This is a genomic window from Xanthomonas euroxanthea (genome assembly GCF_903989455.1).
Taxonomy (GTDB): Bacteria; Pseudomonadota; Gammaproteobacteria; order Xanthomonadales; family Xanthomonadaceae; genus Xanthomonas; species Xanthomonas euroxanthea.
This window is the reverse complement of sequence record NZ_LR861803.1, coordinates 3,504,281-3,527,619: the sequence shown is the minus strand read 5'-3', so window position 1 is coordinate 3,527,619 and position 23,339 is coordinate 3,504,281. Positions and strand designations below refer to the sequence as shown.

General features: G+C 65.7%; 16 protein-coding genes and 1 pseudogene. 9 read left to right on the top strand and 8 right to left on the bottom strand.

Features of this window, described 5'->3' with window-relative positions; all coding sequences use genetic code 11:
• Positions 1-4: 4 nt before the first annotated feature.
• The 4 genes from H7A86_RS14855 to H7A86_RS14840 all read right to left on the bottom strand — a co-directional run bounded on the left by H7A86_RS14855 (position 5) and on the right by H7A86_RS14840 (position 8,382).
• Positions 5-2,443: a beta-N-acetylhexosaminidase gene (locus H7A86_RS14855; RefSeq protein WP_180708157.1), complete on the bottom strand. Its 2,439-nt coding sequence runs from the start codon at positions 2,441-2,443 to the stop codon at positions 5-7.
• A gap of 294 nt (positions 2,444-2,737) precedes the next feature.
• Positions 2,738-3,793 (bottom strand): glycosyl hydrolase family 18 protein, encoded by a 1,056-nt coding sequence (locus tag H7A86_RS14850; RefSeq protein WP_039516090.1) that lies wholly within the window; start codon positions 3,791-3,793, stop codon positions 2,738-2,740.
• 14 nt (positions 3,794-3,807) lie between these two features.
• Positions 3,808-5,493, bottom strand: a complete 1,686-nt coding sequence (locus tag H7A86_RS14845) for an alpha-L-fucosidase (RefSeq protein WP_119131145.1) — start codon at positions 5,491-5,493, stop codon at positions 3,808-3,810.
• Positions 5,494-5,703: 210 nt separating this feature from the next.
• Positions 5,704-8,382 carry a TonB-dependent receptor gene (locus tag H7A86_RS14840; RefSeq protein ID WP_119131146.1) on the bottom strand — a complete coding sequence of 893 codons (2,679 nt, stop codon included), beginning with the start codon at positions 8,380-8,382 and terminating at the stop codon, positions 5,704-5,706.
• Between the two features lie 715 nt (positions 8,383-9,097).
• On the opposite strand from H7A86_RS14840, the gene H7A86_RS14835 reads away from it, so the two are divergent.
• The gene (locus H7A86_RS14835; protein ID WP_180497031.1) at positions 9,098-10,096 is read left to right on the top strand and encodes a glucokinase family protein; all 999 of its coding nucleotides are present in this window, start codon (positions 9,098-9,100) and stop codon (positions 10,094-10,096) included.
• A 626-nt stretch (positions 10,097-10,722) separates the two neighbouring features.
• Here H7A86_RS14835 and H7A86_RS14830 read toward each other — a convergent pair.
• Together H7A86_RS14830 and bioA are read right to left on the bottom strand one after the other, a co-directional pair.
• Complete coding sequence (locus tag H7A86_RS14830; protein ID WP_119131147.1) at positions 10,723-11,457, bottom strand: 16S rRNA (uracil(1498)-N(3))-methyltransferase; 735 nt, start codon at positions 11,455-11,457, stop codon at positions 10,723-10,725.
• Positions 11,448-12,866, bottom strand: coding sequence for an adenosylmethionine--8-amino-7-oxononanoate transaminase (gene bioA, locus H7A86_RS14825; protein WP_119131148.1), 1,419 nt, complete (start codon positions 12,864-12,866; stop codon positions 11,448-11,450). Before bioA ends, H7A86_RS14830 begins: the two co-directional genes overlap by 10 nt.
• Positions 12,867-12,907: 41 nt before the next feature.
• Here bioA and nudE point away from each other — a divergent pair, with 41 nt between their 5' ends.
• The 7 genes from nudE to H7A86_RS14790 all read left to right on the top strand — a co-directional run bounded on the left by nudE (position 12,908) and on the right by H7A86_RS14790 (position 19,190).
• On the top strand, positions 12,908-13,456 hold the full coding sequence (gene nudE, locus H7A86_RS14820) for an ADP compounds hydrolase NudE (RefSeq protein ID WP_164739160.1): 549 nt from the start codon (positions 12,908-12,910) through the stop codon (positions 13,454-13,456).
• Positions 13,453-14,253: a 3'(2'),5'-bisphosphate nucleotidase CysQ gene (gene cysQ / locus H7A86_RS14815; RefSeq protein WP_104582985.1), complete on the top strand. Its 801-nt coding sequence runs from the start codon at positions 13,453-13,455 to the stop codon at positions 14,251-14,253. The genes nudE and cysQ overlap by 4 nt, the downstream gene beginning before the upstream one ends.
• Before the next feature lie 174 nt (positions 14,254-14,427).
• Positions 14,428-15,387, top strand: coding sequence for a nucleoside triphosphate pyrophosphohydrolase (gene mazG / locus H7A86_RS14810; RefSeq protein WP_321186570.1), 960 nt, complete (start codon positions 14,428-14,430; stop codon positions 15,385-15,387).
• Positions 15,384-15,719: a YnfA family protein gene (locus tag H7A86_RS14805; protein WP_119127731.1), complete on the top strand. Its 336-nt coding sequence runs from the start codon at positions 15,384-15,386 to the stop codon at positions 15,717-15,719. The genes mazG and H7A86_RS14805 overlap by 4 nt, the downstream gene beginning before the upstream one ends.
• A gap of 321 nt (positions 15,720-16,040) precedes the next feature.
• Positions 16,041-17,150 carry a glycine cleavage system aminomethyltransferase GcvT gene (gene gcvT, locus H7A86_RS14800; protein ID WP_119131149.1) on the top strand — a complete coding sequence of 370 codons (1,110 nt, stop codon included), beginning with the start codon at positions 16,041-16,043 and terminating at the stop codon, positions 17,148-17,150.
• A 144-nt stretch (positions 17,151-17,294) separates the two neighbouring features.
• On the top strand, positions 17,295-17,690 hold the full coding sequence (gcvH, locus tag H7A86_RS14795) for a glycine cleavage system protein GcvH (RefSeq protein ID WP_104533961.1): 396 nt from the start codon (positions 17,295-17,297) through the stop codon (positions 17,688-17,690).
• 1,020 nt (positions 17,691-18,710) lie between these two features.
• A complete protein-coding gene (locus H7A86_RS14790; protein WP_119131150.1) occupies positions 18,711-19,190 on the top strand; it encodes a histidine biosynthesis protein HisIE in 480 nt (159 codons plus the stop codon).
• 77 nt (positions 19,191-19,267) lie between these two features.
• Here the strand turns inward: H7A86_RS14790 and H7A86_RS14785 are convergent.
• A pseudogene (locus H7A86_RS14785) lies at positions 19,268-19,417 on the bottom strand (pyridoxine 5'-phosphate synthase); the annotation flags it as partial.
• A gap of 476 nt (positions 19,418-19,893) precedes the next feature.
• Positions 19,894-21,273 (bottom strand): serine hydrolase domain-containing protein, encoded by a 1,380-nt coding sequence (locus tag H7A86_RS14780; RefSeq protein WP_104582989.1) that lies wholly within the window; start codon positions 21,271-21,273, stop codon positions 19,894-19,896.
• Between the two features lie 334 nt (positions 21,274-21,607).
• Between H7A86_RS14780 and H7A86_RS14775 the strand changes: the two genes are divergently transcribed.
• On the top strand, positions 21,608-22,969 hold the full coding sequence (locus tag H7A86_RS14775; protein ID WP_119131151.1) for an NTP/NDP exchange transporter: 1,362 nt from the start codon (positions 21,608-21,610) through the stop codon (positions 22,967-22,969).
• Positions 22,970-23,339: the final 370 nt, after the last annotated feature.

Below are 23,339 nucleotides of genomic sequence, written 5' to 3'. Positions count from 1 at the left end.
TGGATCAGCGCGTGGCGGCGGGGGGCGCCTGCGCGGTGGTTTCAATCAACTGGACGGCGCCGATGGCATACAACGGGCCGCGAATCGGCGCGGTGAAGCGCAGGCACAGATCGTGGATGCCGGCGCGTGCAGGCAGTGCGGTTTCCAGCGTGAACTGTTCGCCCAGCGCGGCGCTGTTGGGCAATTGCACGCTGGCGACCAGCTCGCCCTCGCAGCCCAGGCGCACTTCCAGCTCGCCGCGGCGCGTCTTGGCTGGGTACTGCACCACCTTGGATTGCTCGTGGGCCAGGCCGAAGTTGTTCGGCAGGCGTGCAGCCTCGATGCGGATCGCGCCGATGCCATCCAGGCGCGCCTGCGGATAGAGACGGCAGGCATGGAACAGGTCGACGTTGTAGACCGGCGTGTCGGCGCCGGTCATCTCCGGCAACAACGGCAGGCGCAGGCCGAGCGCACCGGTCTGCACGCAATCGCGCAGGCCCTGGGTGTCCACGCGCAACAGACCGGCACGCTCGAACGTGCGGCTGCGCGTGGCCGCCAGCGCGGTGCCGCCGGCATCGAAGGCGGTGGCCTTGACCGTGGTCGGCAGCTGGATCGTGAACGGCGCCTCGTAGCGCGGCGATGCCGGCGTGGGATCGCTGCCGTCGGTGGTGTAGTGCAGCGTGCCCGCACCGGCCTGGGTGCCGAGTGCCACCTTGGCCGGGCCACCGGCCAGCACCGGGTTGGGGCCGCCTTCCAATGCGATATCGGCGGCGAAGGCGCCGTCGCTGTAGTCGATGCCCAACGCTTTATAGCGCTGCAGCTGGGCCGGCATGCGCGCCAGGAAATCCTTCCAGTTGCGCGCAGCCGCAGGCGACCAGGTGACGTCGGCCACCGCGGACAGCCGCGGGAACAGCGCGTGGTCGATATGCCACCTGGATGGAATGTACTCGGACCACAATGCGCCCTGCGCGCCGAGGACATGCGTGGCCTGCTCGGCAGTCAGTGTGCTCGGCACCGGGTCGAAGGCGTAGACCTTGGACAACGGCAGCACGGTCAGGCGGCCGTTGGGCTCGTCGCTGCGGGTGGTCTGCAGGTTGTCCAGATACAGCCAGTCGCCCGGCGCCAGCACCACGTCGTGGCCTTGCTTGGCCGCAGTGACCGCACCCTCGATGCCACGCCACGACATCACCGACGCACTCGCCGGCACGCCGCCTTCCAGAATTTCATCCCAGCCGATCATGCGCCGGCCGTGACTGGTGAGGTAGGCCGCAAGCTGTTCGTTGAACCAGCCCTGCATCGCATGCGCGTCCTTGACCCCCAGCTTGCGCATCTGCGCGCGTACCGCAGGCGAGGCTTCCCATTGATCCTTGACCGCCTCGTCGCCACCGATGTGGATATACGCCGACGGGAACAGGGTCAGCACCTCGTCCAGCACGTTGGTGATGAAGCGCAGGCTGCGTTCGCTGGTGTTGAACAGGTACGGATTGACGCCCCAGTCCACGCCGACCTGGGTGCGCTGGCCGGGCACGCCGACGTCTTCCGGATACGCTGCCACCGCCGCCTGCGCGTGTCCTGGCATGTCCAGCTCCGGCAGCACGGTGATGTGCAGGCGTGCCGCGTAGGCGACGATCTCGCTGATCTGCTGCTGCGTATAGAAACCGCCATAGCGCTCCGGCGTGCCGTGCCGGCCCGCGCCCGGCGGGGTGCGCCAGGCGCCCACCTCGGTGAGCTTGGGATAGCGCTTGATCTCGATGCGCCAGCCCTGGTCGTCGGTGAGGTGCCAGTGCAGCACATTGAGCTTGTGCGCGGCCATTGCATCGAGCACATGCTTGACCGTGGCCACGTCGTGGAAGTGGCGGGCCACATCCAGATGCTGGCCGCGCCAGCCGAAACGCGGCCAGTCGCGGATCGCCACCGCCGGCACGGCGACATCGCCCTTGCGCGCGTCCGGCGTCATCAGTTGCCAGGCGCTGATCGCGCCATAGAACAGGCCCGCGCCATCGCGCGCGGCGATGCGGATGCCGTTGCCATCCACGTCCAGGCTATAGCCTTCCTTGTGCGCCACCGGCGCCTGCGGTGTGCGTTCCAGGCGGATGCTGTGCGGTGACGCCGTGGTTTCGGTGCGCACTTCCAGGGTCAGGCCACGGGTGCGTTGCAACAGGCTGGCCAGTGACTCGGCGCTGCGGCGCACCTCGGCATTGCCGGTGGGGATGGAGATCACCGTGCCGGAGCCGACGCGGAAGCTGCCATTGCCGCGCCTGGCTTCGGCCGGGGCGGGAATCAGCGGCAGCGGTGCGGTGGTCGCAGGCAATGTCGAGGTGGTGCGGGGATGGTCCGCAGCCGGCGCGGTCGCCGTCTGGCGCTGGCCACACCCTGCCAACAGCACCGCCGCAAACGTCACTGCAAGCAGGCGCCAGGAACGTGGCCGCGCTGACAGCGGGCGCGACGACACGCTGCCCGGCAACGGCCGCTTGGAGAATGGTGAGCGCAGGTTCGGTGCGGAGTTCGACATCATGCAATCACATCCCGGTGTGGCGGGGGAGACACGGCAGCCACGCACAGTAGCAAAGCCATGCCGGATGACGCAGGGACTGGCGCACGCTTCGTCGGGGTGCGTGCGCTGTTTTGCAGGAACCACGCATCGGTGTGGTTCGCTGCAGGGCGGGCGCGGGGAGTGTGCACATCGGCTTGCCGTGGACGCATTCCGATGCGGACACCGCCCGCGCCCGCCAGGCACTGCAGCGGTGCGATGGCGCGTTTAGCGCTGCGCAGTCGGCAATTCGTCCCACACCTTCGGGTCTTCGGCGCCCAGCACCCAGCAGCTGAAACCTTCCAGGCCGTACTGCTTGACCAGGTCGTAGCGTGCCTTGAAGCTGCGTGCGTCCGGGCGGAACACCCACTCGCGCATGTCGTCGCGGTAGAAGTAGAACCACGATTCCTGCTCGACCGGATCCCACTGCACGGTGGCGTTCTGTTCGATCGCCAGCGGGAAGGATTCGTCGGCATCGATATACGTGGCCGAAATATTCGACGCTTCGGTGCCGTCTTCCTTGACCGGATTACCGGTGTACCAGCGGTAGCCGTAGGTGGCGATGCCAAGCGAGAGCTTGTCCTTCGGCACCTGGGTGATGGCGTAGTCCAGATGCTTCTTCATCCACACCATGCCGTCGACCGGGCCCGGCGTGGTCCAGCGGGTGTGCTGGTCGTAGGTCATGATGCTAACCAGATCCGCGGCCTGGCCCAACGCCTTCAGGTCGTACGCACCGCGCCAGTATTCCCACATCCACTTGGAGAACTGGCCACCTTCGGCATGGCCCGGTGCATTGGGCACCACCGCCACCGACATCTTGAAGCCGGCCTTGTGCAGTGCATCGGCGGTCTGCTTGACCATCAGCGTATAGGCGTCGCGGTCGGTCCAGGCGATGTTCTCGAAATCGAACTGGAAGCCGTAGTACTTGTGCTGCTTGCCGTGGATCAGCAGCGATTCGATCATGCGCTTCTTGGCGGCTTCGTCGTGCATCAGCTTGTGGAAGCCGTCGCGGCCGGTGGTCATCGACAGGATCGGCATCACCCGCAGGTTCTTCTGCTTGGCGATGTCGTACAGGTACATGTTGGGCGTGCCGTTGACCAGGCCGTTCTGGTCCACGCCATACCAGGTCGGTACCACCACATCGATCTTGTCGACATTGGCCAGGAACGAGTTGGTCGATTTCTGCGTGTTCATCAGATAGAACAACGCGGTGGGGGTTTTGGCCAGGGCCGGCGCGCAGACCAGCGCCAGCGCCAGCAGGATCCAGGTCAATCGCTTGCTCATGAAAACAGCATCCGTCAGGGAGTGGAGGAAGAAGAAAGATCGATGCGCAGCACGTACGCGCTCTCGCCGACCGGCTTGGCCGGCAATTTCAAGTGCAGGCCGTCGGCGCGTTGTTCGAACGGTATCTTTTTGCCGTTGGCCAGCAGCGTCACGCCGCGCACGCCATCGGCCGGCGTGAGCGAGCGGATCACCGCCTTGCCACCAGCCGGCCAGCCGAGCTCGATCGCATACAGCGCGCCATCACGTGTGGTGAAGCGGAAATCTTCGGCGGTGTAGGGCTTGGTCTTGACGTCCTGGAAGGTGCCGCCGACCACTTCGGTCGGGCCTTCGCCGTACACGCGCCACGGCTTGCTGTCGTAGATCGCGCCGCCGTTGGTCTTGAGCCACTTGCCGATCGCCAGCAGGATGCCGCGCTCGGTATCGGGGATCGAGCCATCGGCCCGCGGGCCGATGTTGAGCATCAGGTTGCCGTTCTTGGCCACCACGTCGGCCAGCATGTGGATGATGAAGGTCGGCGACTTGTAGGTGTCGTTCTCGATGTAGCCCCACGACGCATTGCTGACCGAGGTATCGGTCTGCCAGTGGGTGGGATGGATGCCGGTGAGCTGGCCGCGCTCGATGTCCAGCGTGCCGGCGCCTTCCGGGAAGGCGCCGAGCTTGTAGTTCACCACCACGCCGCGATCGGCCTCGGTGCGTGCCGCGCCCTGGTTGTAGTAATACGCCAGCATGGTCGGCAGGCTGCTGCGGAAGGTGGGGTGGGCAATCCACCAGTCGAAATAGATCAGGTCCGGTTGATAGGTATCGATCAGCTCGGTGGTGCGCGCCAGCCAGTCATCCAGCCAGGCCTGCGACACCGGCGTCCAGTCGTTGGCCACATCGGCATCGTCCTTGCCCGGCAGGCGCACCTGCGCCGGGCCGTACAGCGCGGCATAGCGCGGGTCGTTGACGTCCGAGTCGAAGGTGCGCCCGCCGTCGAAGAACCAGTTGTGCTCGGCGCGGTGCGAGGACAGGCCGAAGTGCAGCCCCTGCGCGCGGATCGACCTGGACAACTCGCCCAGCAGATCGCGTTTTGGCCCCATCTTGACCGCGGTCCAGTCCGACAACTTGGAGTCGTACAGCGCAAAGCCGTCATGGTGCTCGGCCACCGGCACCACATAGCGGGCGCCGGAGTCACGGAACAGCTTGGCCCAGCCATTGGGGTCGAACTTGGGCGCGGTGAACTTTGGAATCAGATCCTTGTAGCCGGAGCTCGCCTGCGGCCCGTAGGTCGCCACGTGATGGGCGAACTCCTTGGAGCCTTGCAGATACATGTTGCGCGAATACCACTCGCTGCCGAACGCCGGCACCGAGAACACGCCCCAATGAATGAAGATGCCGAACTTGGCATTGTCGTACCACGCCGGCGATTGATAGGACTTCAGTGCCGCCCAGTCGGGGCGGAACGGGCCTTTGCGCGCGCCCTGTTCGGCTTCGCGTACCAGCCGTTCGCGTTCGGGTGCGTACTTGGCGGTGGCATTGAGCCACTGCTGGTCGATCTGTTCCGGGCTGAGCGTGGTGGCGGTCGGCGCGGTGGGCGATTGCGCGTGCAACGACAGCACCGGGCAGGCCACCAGCAGAGCGAGCGCGAGCGCACGACTCCTGGGTACAGCTCCGGCGTGGCGGCGGGATGGAGCCGCAAACACGCGGCTATCGGTCGTCATGGGAACTGCACTCCTGTTGAGCAAGACGCGCCGGCAGTGCTGCAGCCGTGCGTGGATGGCAAAAGCGGGACTGGCCATGCTCCCTCAGCGGCGAAGGGGCGTGGCCAGTACCACTAATTTGGTGCATGCAACGACCTGCCGCCGCAGCGCGCAGGGCAAGTCCAAAAAAAGCGCGCCACCGTGGAGGGGCGGTGGCGCGCCGGTGCTACATCAGAACTTGAAGTTCAGCTGGGCCTGATAACCGCGGCCGTTCTTGTAGAACGCCGTGGGGGTCTCGCGGGTGTTGCTGAAGACCCGGTAGGTGGAATCGAGCAGGTTGGTCGCGCCGAAGGTGATGCCCATGTAATCGGTGATCTGGTACGAGGCATTCAGATCCAGCTGCTTGTAGGCATCGGCGAAGTCACGCGATTCCAGCCGGCCGATCTGGGTGAAGTACTTGGAGCGATAGCTGTAGTTCACGCGTACCGTCCAGTCGCCATGTTCCCAGTACGGGATCACGTTGTAGGTGTCGCGCGACAGGTAGGGCAGGTTCAAGCCCGAGCTGGAATCGGATTCGGCGAACGTGTAGTTCGCCTGCAGGCCAAAGCCCAGGCCGAAGGTCTGCTGGTAGTTGACCGACACGCCCTTGACCTTGGCATCGGACACATTGACCGGCGTGGTGACCTGATACAGACCGGCAATGGCCGGGGGGGCCGGATTCAGCTGCTGGGAAGTGGTGGTGCTGACGATGTAGGAGCTGATGTCGCGGTAGAACACTTCACCGGACAACATGCTGGACGGAGCGAAATACCACTCGGCTGCCAGATCGTAGTTGGTGGATTCGTACGGCTTCAGATCCGGGTTGCCGCCGTTGGCGGTCAGGTCACCGGTACCGCTGTTGATGGTGAAGGTGCCGGCCAGATCGGCGTAGCGCGGACGTGCGATGACCTTGGCCGCCGAGAAGCGCAGCACGGTATCGTCGGTGATGTCGTAGGCGATGTTGAAGCTCGGCAGCGCCTTGCGATAGTCGTTGGTCTCGGCGACACGGTCGAAGTTGGTGCCGCCGTCGTTGCTCTGCCAGAACTCGGACTTGTCGGTGGTGTCGACCAGGCGCACGCCGACGTTACCGCGCCACTGGCCGGACTCGAAGTTCAACTGCGTATAGACGTTCTGGGTGATTTCCTTGACCTGGAACGAGGCGCCGAAATCGGTGCGGTACGGACCCTGCGGCTGCGACAACAGATAGTTGCGCACGGCATTGAGGCTGGCGGTCGGCCAGGTGGTCAGATCGCCGCTGGCGCCCAGGCCGTCGTACAGGCTGCTGGGCGTGCTGCCCGGGTTGAACTGTGTCAGCGAGACCGCGTCGGTGGAGTTGATGCGGTTGCCGCGCGCGTCCACGCCATTGTTGTGGTTGATGTACTTATAGCCGAACTGCAGCTTGGTGAACGGGCCCCACTCAAGGTCGCGCGAGGCGTCCCACTGGAAGTACTTTTCCTCGTCCTTGCTCTTCTGGTACGCGATACCGCCGGCTTGCATGATGCCGGTGTTGGTGCCGGGGATGTTCCCCTGCTGGCCCGGTGCCAGGCCTGCGGGATTGCCCGGCAGCACCCAGTTCGAGGCACCGCCATTATCGTAGTTCACCGAGGTGTTCTGACCGTTGAAGGCGTAGTTGTAGCCTCCGTCCTGCATCAGGAACTTCATCAGATACTCGGGGTCCTTGCCACCGGTCGCCTCGGTGTAGCCACCTTGAGTGGTGAACACCCACTTCTCGCCGGACCAGTCGTGGCGCAGGTTCAGGCTCTTGGTGGTGACCGTACTTTCGCGATAGTTCGCATCCAGCTGCGCGTACGGTTGCCCGGCGGCGCCATCGCTGACCGTGGCCGAGGTCACTACGCCGTTTTCCACGTTGGCGTTGGTGATCTTCTGGCGGTCGTCATTACATGCCGGGCACACATACCGCGCCTGGCTGAAGTTGTTGTACTTGCCCTTGATGTACAGGCCGGTCAGGTTGAACTCGTTCTGCTCATTGGGCTTCCACTGCAACGCACCCTGCAGGCCGCTGCGTTCGCGGGTCTGCTGGAAGAACGCGCTGCTGATGCCGGCCGGCACGCGGGCGGTGGCCACATCGCTGCCGTCGCCGGTGATGGTGGCGCTGGCCGGAATGCCTTCGCCGGTGGTGTAGCCGAAGTATTCGATACCGGCGCGCGCCAGGTCCTGCTTGTCATGCGTGGCGGAGATCAACGCGCCGAAGGTCTCGTCGTCGTTCTTCCAGCTCCACAGCGCCGAGCCGCGCGGATTGCCTTCTTCCGAACGGTCGTTGTAGTTGTAGCCGACCGAGCCGCGGATGGTGTTCTTGGGCAGGTCCAGCGGCTTGCGGGTGTGCACGATCACGGTGCCGCCGATCGAGCCTTCGTCGATGCGCGCTTCCGGGGTCTTGTAGACCTCCATCAGGCCGATGATTTCCGGCGACAGCAGGGTGTAGTTGAAGGTACGGCCGCTGGTGTCGGTCGGGTTGCCGCCCCAGTCGCCCGAGGCGATGGTCTGGCCATTGAGCAGCACGCGGTTCAAGGCCGGGTCGGTGCCGTTGATGCTGACCTTTTCGCCTTCGCCGAACTGGCGATCGACGCTGATGCCCGGCAGGTGCGACAGCGATTCGGCAGCGTTGATGTCCGGGAACTTGCCGATGTCTTCGGCGCTGATTGCATCGACGATCGAGTTGGCCGAGCGCTTGACCGACTGGCTCTTCTCCAGCGATGCGCGGTAGCCGGTGACGGTGATGGTGTCCAGCTCAGTGGTCGCCGACGGTGTGGCGGCAGGAGCCTGTTGGTCTTGTCCGGCAGCCATTGCAGAGCCGGAGCAGTACAGAGCGGCGGTGATACAGAGTGCTAACGTCGTGGTGCGGCTGTGCATGGCTAAACCTCGTTGGTTAGTGCTGTGAGCGCGCCGCCTCTGGAAGGCGTCACGCGCTCGGCGTGGCCGGCAAAACAACACGCCCTGACCGATCGCGGTGATCGCACTGGCACGCGTCGCAAGAGGCGGGCCCAGGTGATTCGCGTGGTAGAGGAGGTGTCCCCCGTGTGGTGAAGCGGTAGAGCGAATGCGACTTCAGTGAGTCGAACATCGGGTGATGTCCCGCTCACGAATCTGGAATGCGCCGACGAGGGAGTCGCCCGTTCTTGAGTACCGAACAGTCCATGGCCCCTCCTGCCAGAACCCCGATTTGGATCGAGTCTCGCGTAGCGTTGACAGCGTTGTCAACACATCGTCACAGATCTCTGAAGCTGCTGCGATTGCGCTGCAATGCAGCATTTCCCGGCGATGCCGCGCAGGGTGCCGCCGCGACCGCGCAGCGCACCAATGCTGTGCCTGCGGTTCGATCGGCTGTTTCTATGGGGAATGGCGCAGGCCGATACGGCGTCTCGATTTGTGCTGAAATCGTTGCCCGGGGTGCGGATTTTCAGTGGACGATGAAATTGGCGGCATCCTGTTCAAATCGTGATCGCCACGGTTGCGTTACAAGGCGATTACTGACAACGTTGTCTATCCGTGACCGTTCGTCGGATAACGGAAGATGACGCCAGCCAGCGACCACTTATCAGGAGAATGCGTGAGCGCAAGCAGTCCAATGGAAGCGGTGGCCTTTCCACGCCCCGAAACCTTCGTTGCCGCAGACGTTGGCGGGACGCATGTACGCCTGGCGCTGGTGTGCGAAGGCGTCGATCCACGCCAACCGGTCACGGTGCTGGACTATCGCAAGTACCGATGCGCCGATTATCCGGGTCTGGCCGAGATCATGGCCGCTTTCTTTGCGGAGCTGGGCTGCGCACCGGTGATGCGCGGCGTCATCGCCAGTGCCGGTTATGCGCTGGAAGACGGCAGCGTGATCACCGCCAATTTGCCGTGGGTACTGTCGCCGGAGCAGATCCGTCGCCAGCTCGGCATGCAGGCGTTGCATCTGGTCAACGATTTCGAAGCGGTGGCGCATGCGGCCAACTACATGACCGGCAATCAGGTCATGCAGTTGTCCGGCCCGCCGCAGGGCGCGCCGGGTCCGGCGCTGATACTCGGCCCCGGCACCGGCCTGGGCGCGGCGTTGTGGATTCCCAATGGCGCCAACCCGGTGGTGTTGCCGACCGAGGCCGGCCACGCCGCGCTTGCGGCAGCCAGCGATCTGGAAGTGGCCCTGCTGCAGGAGCTGCGTCGCACGCGCACGCACGTGGCCACCGAGCATCTGCTGTCCGGCCCGGGCCTGTTGAATCTCTACACCGCCCTGGCCGCGCTGCGTGGCGTGCCGGTGGTGCACGCCAGCCCGGCCGACGTCACCGCCGCGGCACTGGCTGGCGAGGACATGCTGGCACGCGACGCGCTACAGGCGTTTTGCGGCTTCATGGGGAGCGTGGTCGGCGACATGATGTTGCTCTACGGCGTGCGCAGCGGCGTCTATCTGGCGGGTGGCTTCCTGCCGCAGATTGCCGCGTTCGTGGCTGCAAGCGATTTCGTCGCACGTCTGCTCGACAAGGGCCCATTGCGTCCGGCGCTGGAGCAGGTGCCGGTCAGCATCGTCGAGCACGGCCAGCTCGGTGTGATCGGTGCGGCGAGCTGGTTCCTGCAGCACGGCCGCTGAGTCCTGCGCATCGCCAGGTGCAGCAAGCCGGCTGCACCGAACCGATCAATTCCGCACTCCCGTAGGAGCGCACCCGGGCGCGACGAAGCGTGCCCGATAACGCCCCGTCGCGCCCAGGTGCGCTCCTACGAGTCAACGGGGGTGCCGGACCGGCACGCGGTGGACGGGGCCTTCAAGACAAGCACGCAGTGGAGGCGGCAATGTCGATCGACTCCGCATTCCCGTAGGAGCGCACCCGGGCGCGACGAGGCGTGCCCGATAACGCCCCGTCGCGCCCAGGTGCGCTCCTACGAGTCAACGGGGTGACCGGACCGGCACGCGGTGGACGGGGCCTTCAAGACAAGCACGCAGTGGACGCGGCAATGTCGATCAACTCCGCATTCCCGTAGGAGCGCACCCGGGCGCGACGAAGCGTGCCCGATAACGCCCCGTCGCGCCCAGGTGCGCTCCTACGAGTCAACGGGGGTGCCGGACCGGCACGCGGTGGACGGGCCTTCAAGACAAGCACGCAGTGGACGCGGCAATGTCGATCAACTCCGCACTCCCGTAGGAGCGCACCCGGGCGCGACGAAGCGTGCCCGATAACGCCCCGTCGCGCCCAGGTGCGCCCCTACGACGACACCGCGCTATAGATCCCCGAACCGCGACTGCAGCGCCGCAATCGCCGCCAGCCCCGCGGTTTCGGTGCGCAAGATGCGCGGTCCCAGTTGCAGGCCGCTGAAACCGGCCTCGGCGAGGGTCGTGCGATCGCGCGGCGACCAGCCGCCTTCCGGGCCAATCGCCACGATTACGTGCGGTTGCGTGCCCAGCGCCAGGCTGCCCAGGCGATGCTCGCCGTGCGGGTCCAGCGTCAGCCGTAGCGCCTGCGGGTCGCTGGCCTGGGCCGCCTCCTGCAGGCCGTGCGGCGCCGCGATCGTGGGAATGCGTGCACGTCCGGATTGTTCGCAGGCCGACACTACCACGCTGCGCCAATGCGCCAGGCGTTTTTCCATGCGCGCCGGGTCCAGCTTGACCTCGGTGCGCTCGGCGTTGACCGGTACCACCGCCGTCACCCCCAGCTCGGTGGCCTTCTGCAGGATCAGGTCCATCTTCTCGCCGCGCGCGATGCCCTGGATCAGGGTGATCGACAACGGCGATTCGTTGCACAGCGGCTCGACCCGGTCCACCACTGCGCGCGCCTCGCGTTTGCCGGCCAGGGTGATGCGCGCGTGGTAGTCGCTGCCGTCGCCGTTGAACAGAACGCAGGCATCGCCCTCGCGCAGCCGCAGCACGCGCAGCAGGTGATTGGCCGACGCTTCCGGCAGCGTCAGTTCCTGGTCGCAGTGCAGCGGCAGTGCCACATGGGAACGGGTCAGGCGCATGCAACGGCCTCCTCGATGGCGTGGCGGGTGGTCGCCGCCAACAGCGCAAGTTGCGCGTCGTCCACGCAGTACGGCGGCATCCAGTACAGCACGTCGCCGAGTGGGCGCAGCACCACGCCCTTGTCCAGTGCGGCGCGATAGGCCTTCAGGCCCACCCGTGCCGCAGACGGGAACGGCGTGCGCTTGTCGCCGCCCTGCGTGAGCTCGAAGGCCACGATCATGCCGGCCTGGCGCACGTCCGCCACCGCGGGGTGTTCGCCGATCTGCGCCGCAAGCGCGCTCATGTGCGCGGCGGTGCGCTGGTTGCGTGCAATCACGTCGTCGTCTGCAAAGATCTGCAGGGTCGCCAACGCGGCCGCGCACGCCAGCGGATTGCCGGTGTAGCTATGCGAATGCAGGAACGCGCGCTCGCGCGAGTCGTCCAGGAATGCGTCGTACAACTGCTGCGTGGCCAGTACCGCCGACAACGGCAGGAATCCGCCGGTCAGTCCCTTGGACAGGCACAACAGGTCGGGCATGATTCCGGCCTGTTCGCAGGCGAACAGGCTGCCGGTGCGGCCGAAGCCGGTGGCGATCTCGTCGGCGATCAGGAACGCGCCATGCGCATCGCACAGCTCGCGCGCACGGCGCAGGTAGGCCGGGTGATACATGCGCATGCCGCCGGCGCACTGCACGCGCGGCTCCAGGATCAGTGCGCAGATTTCCCCGGGCGATCGTTCGAACACCGCCTGCAGCGCGTCGGCCGCCTGCAGTGCGTAGTTCTCCGCGCTCTGCCCAGGTTCGGCCAGATAGGCATCGGGCGAGGGCGCAAAGATCGATTCCAGCAGCAACGGCGCATACACGCGCCGATACAACGGAATGTCGCCGACCGACAGCGCGCCGATGGTCTCGCCGTGGTAGCCGTTTTCCAGCGCGACGAAACGCGTGCGGCGATGTTCGCCGCGGTTGTGGAAATAATGGAAGGCCATCTTCAAGGCCACTTCCACGCCGGCCGAGCCGTTGTCGGCATAGAACACCTTGGACAACGGCGCGCGGCCTGCCTGGCGCGGCGCGATCGCCAGCAGGCGCTCGGCCAGCTGCACGGCGGGCGCATGGGTGAAGCCCGCCAGCATCACCTGCTCCAGTTCGCCAGCCTGGCGCGCGATGGCCGCGCCGATGCGCGGCTCGCTATGGCCGAACAGGTTGGTCCACCAACTGCTGACCGCGTCCAGGTAGTGGCGACCGTCGTGGCCGATCAGCCACGCACCATCGCCACGCGCGATCGGCACCAGTGGCAGTGTGTGCGGGTGTTCGCGCATCTGCGTGCAGGGGTGCCACAGCACCTGAAGATCGCGTTGTCGCCAATGTTCGTCAGCTTGGGAGGCTGCCGGGTCTGCTAGGATTTCGGGTTCATGAACATGTCGATGCATACGCCTATTCTATCGGTCGGCTCCGCCGCTGCGTGCTGCGCATGAGCCCGCGCCTGCCGACCATCCACAAGATCACCGATCTGGGTGACGGGCCGTTCCGTCGCCAGCAGCTGGATCTGGAGTTTTCCAACGGCGAGCGTCGCCTCTACGAGCGCCAACTCAGCCAGGGCCATGGCGCGGTGGTGGTGGTGCCGATGCTGGATGCGCAGACCGTGTTGCTGGTGCGCGAGTACGCCGCCGGCGTGCATCGCTACGAGCTGGGCCTGGTCAAGGGCCGCATCGATGCCGGCGAAACGCCGGAGCAGGCCGCCGACCGCGAACTCAAGGAAGAAGCCGGCTACGGCGCGCGCCAGGTGCAGGTGTTGCGTGCGATGACGCTCGCTCCTACTTATATGAGTCACCAATCCTGGTTGGTGCTGGCGCGCGACCTCTATCCCGAGCGCCTGGTCGGCGACGAGCCGGAAGAGATGGAAGTGGTGCCCTGGCCGATCGCCCGTCTGGACGACTTGATGCTGCGCGACGATTTTTCCGAAGGCCGCTCGCTGGCCGCCTTGTTCATCGCGCGCGAGTGGCTGGAGCGCAACCCATGATCCGCATCCCGATGGAACTGCGCGAAACCGTGATCGCCATAGCCCGCGAGGCGGGGGCGGCGATCATGGATGTCTATGCGCAGGATTTCGCGGTGGAGCTCAAGGACGACGCCAGCCCGTTGACCCAGGCCGACCTGGCCGCCAATCGTGTCATCGTCGACGGCTTGCGCCGGGTCACCCCGGATGTGCCGGTGCTGTCGGAAGAATCCGCGCACGTGGCCTGGGAAGACCGGCAGTTCTGGACCAGTTACTGGCTGGTCGATCCGCTCGACGGTACCCGCGAGTTCGTCAAGCGCAACGGCGAGTTCAGCGTCAACATCGCACTGATCCACATGGGTGCGCCGGTGCTCGGCGTGGTGCAGGCGCCGGTTGATGGCCGGGTCTGGTACGCCGCACGGGGCGAGAACGCTTACCGCCGCGATGGCGACCGCGACGAGATGCTGCACACGCGCACGCCGGCGGCCACGCCGCTGCGGGTCGCCGCCAGTCGCTCGCATCGCGACGCGCGCACCGCCGCCGCGCTGGAGCGCATGGGCCAGATCGACGTGGTCGCGCAAGGGTCGTCGTTGAAGTTCTGCCGCATCGCCGAGGGCGACCTGGACGTGTATCCGCGCTTCGGCCCCACCTCCGAGTGGGACACCGCGGCCGGCCAGTGCGTGCTGCATGCCGCCGGCGGTGTGCTGCTGGCCGGCGGCACCGGCAAACCGTTCCGTTACAACCGCCGCGACACCTTGCTCAATGGCGATTTCATCGCGCTGGGCGATCCCAATCTGCCGTGGCGCAGCTGGCTGGTGTGAGCAGCGCTGGCGGCCTGCGCGCTCGCCGGATGGCTCCGGTGGCGGCGCGTAGTGCCGACGCCGTCATGTCCAGCCCAGTGCTTCCCCATCGCCTGCCATCAGCTGCTACGGCACGTGCCGGCGGCATCGCCTTGGCACGCCACTCAGCTGCACCACACCTATCAGGAAGAGACCATGTCTGAGTCCCCGCCGACCGGCGACATCCAGCGCCTGCTGCAACTGATGGCGCGTCTGCGCGATCGTGAGCATGGCTGCCCGTGGGATGTGGCGCAGACCTTCGCCAGCATCGCCCCGTACACCATCGAGGAAGCCTACGAAGTCGCCGACGCCATCGACCGTAACGACCTTGCGGGTCTGCGCGACGAGTTGGGCGACCTGCTGCTGCAAGTGGTCTTCCATTCGCAGATGGCCGCCGAGCAGGGCGCATTCGGATTCGCCGAGGTGGTCGCCACGCTCAGCGACAAGCTGGTGCGCCGCCATCCGCATGTCTTCGCCGAGCAGCGCGCCGACGACGCGCAGGCGGTGAGCGCCAACTGGGAGCAGATCAAGCGTGCCGAACGTCGCGCAGCGGGCCATCAGGACGACTCCGCACTCGCCGGCATCGCACGCGGCCTGCCGGAATGGCAGCGCTCCACCAAGCTGCAATCGCGCGCGGCGCGGGTCGGCTTCGATTGGCCCGGCCCGGCACCGGTGCTGGAGAAATTGCAGGAAGAAATCGAAGAGCTGCGCGTGGAGTTTGCCCGTGGTCCGGTCGCCGACAACCAGGCACGGCTGGAAGACGAACTCGGCGATGTGTTGTTCGTCTGCGCCAACCTGGCGCGCCATGCCAAGGTCGACGTGGGGGCGGCGCTGCGGCATGCCAATCTCAAGTTCGAGCGCCGCTTCCGCGCCATGGAGGCGCAGGCACAGGCGGATGGCACCGCGCTGGCCGCGCTATCGCTGCACGAGCAGGAAGCGCTGTGGCAACAGGTCAAGCGCGGCGAGCGCGGCAGCGCTCCATCCACTCCCGACCAACCGGGCGCCGGGCCGCCTGTCACTGCCACGCCGGTGCGCAGCGGTCGGGCACCCGACATCTCGGCGCAGCAACAGGCCGATGTCGACACGCAAGGCCTGGACAGGTCAGGCCGCGCGTGAATTTCTCACCGACCACGCTGGTGCTGTTTGCCGCCACCGCGGTGGCGGAGCTGGTCGGTTGCTACCTTCCTTATCTGTGGCTGCGCAAAGGCGGCAGCATCTGGTTGCTGCTGCCGACGGCATTGAGCCTGGCTATCTTCGTCTGGTTGTTGAGCCTGCATCCCGATGCCAGTGGGCGGGTGTACGCCGCCTATGGCGGGGTCTATATCGCCAGCGCATTGCTGTGGCTGTGGTGGGTGGACGGAGTGACGCCGACGCGTTGGGATCTGCTGGGCGCCGCCTGCTGCCTGCTTGGCATGGCGATCATCATGTTCTCGCCGCGCAGCGCCTGATTGCGTACGCGCGCCGGCGTCTGCGCGGCGCAAACCACGGCTGCCTGCTCGGTGCGGTGGGACGCAATGAAGACCAGGTGCCCGGGGTGGCGAGCCACCGCGGCACTTGCGTGGCCGCGACCGTAGACGCCGACGGTCGCGCGCGACGGGCAGGCGGGCAGGCGGACAACTGCTTCATCGCACGCAATAGGTGGAGGCGTTCAAGGCGTTGGCCACCGCGGCCAACCGACAGGGCGCGGCCGCGTACTGTCGCGCGCTGCGCCGTTCCCCCAAGCGCGGCCGGGCGGCGATAATGGACCTCTTTCCCTTGGACCGGTGCGCATGACCCAGAAGACCATCCTCAACGACACCCATCGTGCGCTTGGCGCCAAGATGGTCGACTTCGGCGGTTGGGACATGCCGATCCACTACGGCTCGCAGCTGGACGAGCATCACCAGGTGCGTCGCGACGCCGGCATGTTCGACGTCAGCCACATGACCGTGGTCGACCTGCACGGTCCACGCGTGCGCGCGTTCCTGCGCTACCTGCTCGCCAACTCGGTGGACAAGCTCAAGGTCTCCGGCAAGGCGCTGTACACCTGCATGCTCAATCCGCAGGGCGGGGTGATCGACGACCTGATCGTCTACTTCCTGCGCGAGGATTTCTTCCGCCTGGTGGTCAACGCCGCCACCCGCGAAAAGGACCTGCAGTGGATCGGCGAGCAGGCTGCCCGCTTCGAGGTGCGTGTGGAAGAGCGCGGCGACTTTGCGATGATCGCCGTGCAAGGCCCCAACGCGCGCGCCAAGGTCATCGCGCTGGTGGACCCGGTAGATACCGCAGCGGCCAGCAAGCTCGGCCGTTTCGCAGCGCTGCAGACGCGCTCGCGCGAGGGCGTGGAGCTGTTCCTGGCGCGTACCGGCTACACCGGCGAAGACGGTTTCGAAATCGTGTTGCCGCAGGAGGCCGCAGTGGGGTTCTGGAACGCGCTGCTCGCGCAGGGCGTCAAGCCGGCCGGCCTGGGCGCACGCGATACCTTGCGCCTGGAAGCCGGCATGAATCTCTACGGCCAGGACATGGACGACACGGTCAGTCCATACGAGGCCGCGCTGGCCTGGACGATCGCCCTGGACGAAGGCCGCGACTTCGTCGGTCGCGCCGTGCTCGAGTCGCAAAAGGCGCAGGGCGCACCGCGTCAGCTGATCGGTGTGGTGATGGATGAGAAGGGCGTGCTGCGGCATGGCCAGACCGTGCTCAGTGCCAGCGGCGAAGGCGAGATCCTGTCCGGCACGTTCTCGCCCACCCTCGGCAAGGCGATCGCATTCGCGCGCGTGCCGGCCGGCAGCATCGACGACTTGCGCGTGGACATCCGTGGCAAGCAGGTGCCGTTGCGCGCGGTGAAGTTTCCGTTCGTGCGCGACGGCCAGGCGCAGCCCGGCGTCCTTGGCGAGTGAGTCAAACGCTGCCGGGCAGGTCAACGTCCGGCAGCGTGCAGCATCCATCGCCGCCAATCGGCCGGCACGCGCGTGCACCTGTGTTGTCGTGCGGTCTAAACTAGCCACCTGTCCCCAACCCATCAGTTTCCCCGGAGCACACCCATGAGCGAGATCCCTGGCGACCTCAAGTTCCTCAAATCCCACGAGTGGGCCCGCGTCGAAAGCAGCGGCCGCGTGACCGTCGGCATCTCCGACCATGCGCAGGGCTTGCTGGGCGACTTGGTCTACGTCGAACTGCCGGGCGTCGGCGACACCGTGCAGGTCGGCAATGGCGCAGCGGTGGTGGAGTCGGTCAAGGCCGCCTCGGACGTCTACAGCCCGGTCAGCGGTACCGTCGTCGAGGTCAACAGCGCACTCACCGACAAGCCGGAAACCATCAACGAGGACGCCTACGGCGATGGCTGGATCTTCGTGGTCGAACTCGACGACAAGGAAGAGCTCAACGACCTGCTGTCGCCGGACGACTACGCCGAGCTGCTGGAAGACGACGCGCACTGACCTCGCTTCGCACGTCGCACCAAAAAATCCGGATGGCCGCTCGTTGGAGCGGCCATTTTTTTTTGCCTGCGCGGCGGTGGCAGCACGCCGTCCCCGCCTGGCGATGGCGTGCGCGTTGCCGATCGGCGTGCAACCGGCCAGCGACGGCCGTCGATCGCAGTCCAGGTGTTTGTCGATGTTCGACAGCGACGACCTCGCCGGGAACATGCGCACGCCACATCGTCGAGCACGACGCGGCTGTCGCGGTGTCGGATTTCTGGCGTGAGCCAGTCGTGAGGAGAGGGCGTGCAGCCGGTGAAAAACGGTTGCCGCATCGCGTGCATCCAACCTCGGACACGGTGTGCAACGCATGCCGTTGGCAGCGCATGCCGATGCACATACGGGGCGAGAACGGCGCAAGAAGTTTGCGCATTTCTGCTTGTGCGACGCCTTGAGCAAGGTTGGCGGATAAAAAATTTTCAGCTGGCGGACAGGCGGCGCACGCTGCGACGACCACGCCTGCGCCGCGACGTCGGTGCAGTGGGGAGCATCGCGCTTGTTTGCCTCGCTAAAAAAAAACAGCACAAAAGAAGTGCTTTTTTGAAAACGTCGTTGCACCACCGCATGCGAAGGGCAGCTGCACGCGCCATCATGCGGCGTCTTGGGACCACCTCGACAGGACACATCGCCACCAGGTGTCGAAAAAAAAATGCAAAAGAGTGTTGACAGTAAAAAAAAGCGTGATTAGGTTTCGCCCAGCAGACGTTGCTGCGAAAGAGAGTGAGCAGAATCGACATCAAGCCGACACGCTTGTTCCCGATGTCCACCAAAGCGTTATCCACGGTGGAGTTGGGTCCGCTTCTCTCCAAGAAAGCAGCAGTCGCTCCGATCACGCACCCGCGTCGCTGTCTGATGCGGGTGTTTCTGTATCCGTCCCGTCGCGCATTACCTGCGGACGGTTCCCGACGACGGCGTGCCGTTGCGGGGTTTGCTTCAACTGGGCGTTTCACCTCCATAGTTCACTGACGAGGAGCCAATTACATGGCCACTGCAAAAGCTGCGAAAAAGAAACCCACTGCCAAGAAGGCAGTGAAGAAGACTGCCGCCAAGAAGGCAGTCAAGAAGGTCGCCAAAAAGGCAACCGCCAAGAAGGCAGTGAAGAAGACTGCTGCCAAGAAGGCCGTCAAGAAGACTGCAAAGAAGGCAACCGCCAAGAAGGCAGTGAAGAAGACTGCAAAGAAGGCAACCAAGAAGACTGCCGCCAAGAAGGCAGTGAAGAAGACTGCAAAGAAGGCGACCAAGAAGACCGCCGCCAAGAAGGCCGTCAAGAAGGCCGCCAAGAAGGCAGTGAAGAAGACCGCGAAGAAGGCCGTTGCCAAGAAGGCGACCAAGAAGTCCGCCACCAAGAAGACTGCCGCCAAGAAGCCTGCTGTGAAGAAGGTCGCCAAGAAGAAGCCGGCCGTTCGCAAGAAGAAGGCCGCTCCGGTCGCGCTGCCCGCAACCCCGGCGCCGCTGATCTGATCTGCATTACCCGATCGCCGTAGATATCGAGCTCTCTCCCCGACGCCCAGCGGGGAGGGAGCTTTTTTATTGGATCCCCCACGGCGGCCATGATCCGGTGAGTGCCGGTCGCGCGCAGACAGTCGCAGTCCATCGCCATCCAGTACCAGGGTGACCTGCTCGGGCCGCGTGGCACGGCATAACGCCAGCAGACCTGGATAACCGTCGCGCGGTGGCGCAAACGCATTGCGATCGCCACCCAACGCATCGCGCGCTGCTTGGCGGGATGTCAGGCCGGGTAACTGTGCCTATCGCCGCACCGGCGCCAATGGCCGTTCGCCACTCGCCACTCGCTTTCCCGGGTCCAGTGCTGCTGGTGGACTCGGCTGCTGCGCCGCCCACGCAACGGGCCATCGTCTGTCCCGACCGGTAGTGCCGCCATCGCTTGGTGTCGCGCTGATGTGTCGGTCAGTGCGAAGCGGGAGAGATGCACTCGGTCGCATCGCGCGGAAGGTGAATTGTCCGCTCGCTTCTTGGCTAGCTTCTTTGCGCGCACGCGACAAGGTTGTCCAGGCATGCGTTGGCCATGACCGGTAGCCATGGCGATGGAGCGATGGTTAGCCTGCCGGCCACCGATGTCGAAGCACTCGACCCGGTCCCGCTGCGGGCCAGAAACAACACAGGCGGCCAAGCCGCCTGTGTGCGAGAGCGCAGCAAGCTCCGCTTAGCGCGGCGATGCCACCGACTTGCCGGACGAGGCACCCTTGCCGGCAGGATCGGGACGCTCGGCCAGCATGTTCTCGCTACCGAAGTCGCCATCCACGTCGATATCCAGCCAACGCTTGGCAGGCAGGCCCAGCGCACGGTCCAGGATGGTCGGCAACATGCCGGAGGGCAGGCCGCTCTCGCCGTTCCACATGATCGCGATGCCGAGATCGCGCTCGGGCAGCAGCGCGACCAGGCCGCGGTAGCCCTGCACCGCGCCGGCATGGAAGACGACCTGGTGGCCGGCGTAGTCGAACACGCGCCAGCCCAGCGCGTAGCTGGCAGCGTCCACACGCTCGTGGCGCCAACCCGAGCGCATCTCCCCTGGCGTGGAGATCAGCGGCGCGTGCAGCGTCGCCAGCAGCGGCGCAGGCAGCACGTCGGTGCGGTGGCCGGTGTGCGCGAGCAGCCACTGCGCCATATCGCTGGCGCTGGCATTGACGCCGGCAGCGGGAGCAAGACGGTAGTAGGTCGGCTTGGGCGTCAGCGACACCCAGCCGTTGCGGCTGCGCACGTGCGGGCGCGCCCAGCGCGGGCTGGCCTGGATACCGGCCAGTCCCATGCTCGCATCGTTCATGCCCAGCGGCTTGAAGATGCGGCGCTCCACCGACTGCTCGTAGAAGCTGCCCGATGCAGCGAACACCACATCCCCGACCAGGCTGAAGGCCACGTTCTGGTATGCATAGCAATCGCCCGGGGCGCAGCGCAGCGGCGCGGCGGCCAGCTTGTGACTGAGCGAGTAGTAGTCGACGTTGGATTCGATATCGTTGTCGTAGGCATTGCGGGTCAGCCCGACGCGATGGCTGAGCACCTCGGCGACGGTGAGTTGCCGGGTGGCGACGTTATTGCTGAGCTGGAAGCCGGGGACGTAGTCCACCACCTTGCTGTCCCAACGCAGCACGCCGTCGTTGACCAGCAACCCGGCCATGGTGCCGGCAAACGCCTTGGACAGCGACGCAAGACGGAACACGGTGTGGGCATCGACCGGCTGCGGGTGATTGACGTCGGTGACGCCGTAGCCGCGCGCGCTGAGCACCTTGCCGCCCTGCACGATGGCCATCGCCATGCCGGGCAGGCGATTGCCGTAGGTCAACTGGTTGGCCATCGATTCGAACGCGGCCACGTCGAAACCGGCCGCCGGGGCAAGCACCTGGCTGGCCGGGAGCGATGCACGGTATTGCAGCGGAGCGGTGGGCGACTGCACGATGGCGGCCGGCTGCAGCGCAGAGGCAGCGGGCGCGGGTGTCTGTGCGGTGGAAGAGAGAGCCAGAGGCAATAACGCCCCTAGCAGCCCGATGGCCAACGGTCGGAACCGTCGGCGCCTGCGCATTTGAGTCATGGTTGTCCCGCCTGTTCCGCTGCCTCCGATGATTCTAGCGCCGCGCTTCGCAATAGCACAAACTGCCGGAAGATGAATGGGCATCATATTGATCCTATTGACGATTTTAGGTTCATAAATCGGCCTGCGCGGCGCCTTTCCAGCGCCACTGGGAGCCGGTGCGGAAGCAATTGCAAGCGGCGTGCCTGCTCCAGCCGCGATCGATTTGCTGCGTCCTGCCCGCTGCCGCTGGTGATGCAGCGCGGCATCGGCTAACTTGCGCGCTTGTTTCGCGGGGTGCTGCCGCTGCCATGTCCTTGCTGTCGCGCCCGTTGATGCGAGCGAGCTTCACTCTATGACCAGCCCATCTTCGCCGCGCTCGGCGGCTGGCCGTTTGAACGCGGCGCTGCGCAGCTCGCCGCCGCTGGCATGGTCGTTCCTGTACTTCTTCTGCCTGCTCAGCGGCTACTACGTGCTGCGCCCGGTGCGCGAGGCGATGAGCGCGTCGGCGGATGTGGAAGCGATCTTCCCCACCGGCATGATCGCCTTCTTCGCCGCGCACGGCATGCCGCTCAAGGACTTCACCCTGCAGGTGCTGTTCACCTGCACCTTCCTGATCATGGTGCTGCTGCAGCCGGTCTACGGCGCGCTGGTCAGCCGCTATCCGCGCCGGGTGTTCCTGCCGGCGGTCTATGGCTTCTTCATCGCGACCCTGCTGCTGTTCTATGTGTTGTTCGACAGTGGCGTGCCCGGGCGCGGCATGGCGTTCTTCTTGTGGGTGACCGTCTTCAACCTGTTTGCGGTGGCGGTGTTCTGGAGCTTCATGGCCGACGTCTTCAGCAATGCCGAAGCGCGCAGCTACTACGGTTATATCGGTGCGGCCGGCACGCTGGGTGCGTTTCTCGGGCCGATCCTCACCCGCACCCTGGTCGAACGCATCGGCATCGCGCATCTGATGCTGGTGTCGGCCGGCTTTCTGGCGGTGTGCGTGGTCTGCGTGCTGCGCCTGCGCTTGTGGGCGGTTGCGCGCGAGCAGCAGCGACAGCTGGGCTCCGGCGAAGTGCCGATGGGCGGCGATGTGCTGGGCGGGCTCAAGTTGATCGTGCGCGAGCCGTTGCTGCGCTGGCTGGCCTTCATGGTGTTGTTCGGTGTGGGCGTCGGCACCTTGCTCTACAACGAGCAGGCGGCGCTGGTGCGGCGGCTTTACAGCGACGCGGCGGCGGCCACCGCCTATTACGCGAGCATCGACCTGGCAATCAATGCGCTTGCCCTGGTGCTGCAGCTGCTGGTGACGCGCGCGCTGTTGTCGCGTTTCGGCATCGCGCCGGCACTGCTGATTCCGGGCGTGGCGATCACGCTGGGCTATGCCGTGCTGACGGCCTCGCCGTTGCCGATGATGCTTGCGATCGTGCAGGTGATCACCCGCTCCAGCGAGTTCGCCCTCGCCAAGCCTGCGCGCGAGACCTTGTACACGCGGGTGGATCGGCAGTGGCGCTACAAGGCCGGTGCGGCGATCGACACCGTGATCTACCGCGGTGGCGATCTCACCTTCGTCTGGGTGCACAAGCTGGTGTCGGCCTTCGGCTCCAGCGCAGTGTTCGGTGTCGGCCTGCTGGTGGCCTCGTGCATGACCCTGGGCGCGTTCGGCCTGCTGCGCGAGGCGCGCAAACTGCCCGCAGAGCGCGATGCGGAGACTGGCAATCAGGTCTCCGACTAGGAGCGGTCAACAAGCGGCCTGGCTGCGGGGCCCTTGCCCGCCCACCCTCGCGGGACACGCCGCAAGTACGTCCTTGTAGGCTCTTACGCGGCATCCATGCCGCGTAAGGTCCCGCGACGGTGGGCGGGCAAGGACCGGTCGAGATGGTCGGTGCGCACAGGCAGGCAGGGCATGAACGGCGTGTCCCGCAACCGGAGAGGGCACTGCGTGCTCGGCTGACTGAGCTCTTGACCTTGGCGGTGGGCTGCACCTAAGCGATGCCGCTGTTTGAACTAGCCGCGTTTGCCTTTGGGCGAGCGTGGCGAGCAGATAGATCAGGTGTAGAGCGCTTGATCTGAACCTTGGCTGCAGCACTTGTGCCCGCGCAACA

What these genes read in the sequence shown, in the direction of transcription:
- H7A86_RS14830 (WP_119131147.1), bottom strand. Translation starts at nt 11,457, where the DNA reads ATGCGCCTGACCCGTTCCCATGTGGCACTGCCGCTGCACTGCGACCAG.
- gcvT (WP_119131149.1), top strand. Translation starts at nt 16,041, where the DNA reads ATGACCCAGAAGACCATCCTCAACGACACCCATCGTGCGCTTGGCGCC.
- H7A86_RS14790 (WP_119131150.1), top strand. Translation starts at nt 18,711, where the DNA reads ATGGCCACTGCAAAAGCTGCGAAAAAGAAACCCACTGCCAAGAAGGCA.
- H7A86_RS14775 (WP_119131151.1), top strand. Translation starts at nt 21,608, where the DNA reads ATGACCAGCCCATCTTCGCCGCGCTCGGCGGCTGGCCGTTTGAACGCG.
- H7A86_RS14840 (WP_119131146.1), bottom strand. Translation starts at nt 8,382, where the DNA reads ATGCACAGCCGCACCACGACGTTAGCACTCTGTATCACCGCCGCTCTG.
- nudE (WP_164739160.1), top strand. Translation starts at nt 12,908, where the DNA reads ATGAGCCCGCGCCTGCCGACCATCCACAAGATCACCGATCTGGGTGAC.
- gcvH (WP_104533961.1), top strand. Translation starts at nt 17,295, where the DNA reads ATGAGCGAGATCCCTGGCGACCTCAAGTTCCTCAAATCCCACGAGTGG.
- H7A86_RS14845 (WP_119131145.1), bottom strand. Translation starts at nt 5,493, where the DNA reads ATGACGACCGATAGCCGCGTGTTTGCGGCTCCATCCCGCCGCCACGCC.
- H7A86_RS14835 (WP_180497031.1), top strand. Translation starts at nt 9,098, where the DNA reads ATGGAAGCGGTGGCCTTTCCACGCCCCGAAACCTTCGTTGCCGCAGAC.
- mazG (WP_321186570.1), top strand. Translation starts at nt 14,428, where the DNA reads ATGTCTGAGTCCCCGCCGACCGGCGACATCCAGCGCCTGCTGCAACTG.
- cysQ (WP_104582985.1), top strand. Translation starts at nt 13,453, where the DNA reads ATGATCCGCATCCCGATGGAACTGCGCGAAACCGTGATCGCCATAGCC.
- H7A86_RS14780 (WP_104582989.1), bottom strand. Translation starts at nt 21,273, where the DNA reads ATGACTCAAATGCGCAGGCGCCGACGGTTCCGACCGTTGGCCATCGGG.
- H7A86_RS14850 (WP_039516090.1), bottom strand. Translation starts at nt 3,793, where the DNA reads ATGAGCAAGCGATTGACCTGGATCCTGCTGGCGCTGGCGCTGGTCTGC.
- bioA (WP_119131148.1), bottom strand. Translation starts at nt 12,866, where the DNA reads ATGCATCGACATGTTCATGAACCCGAAATCCTAGCAGACCCGGCAGCC.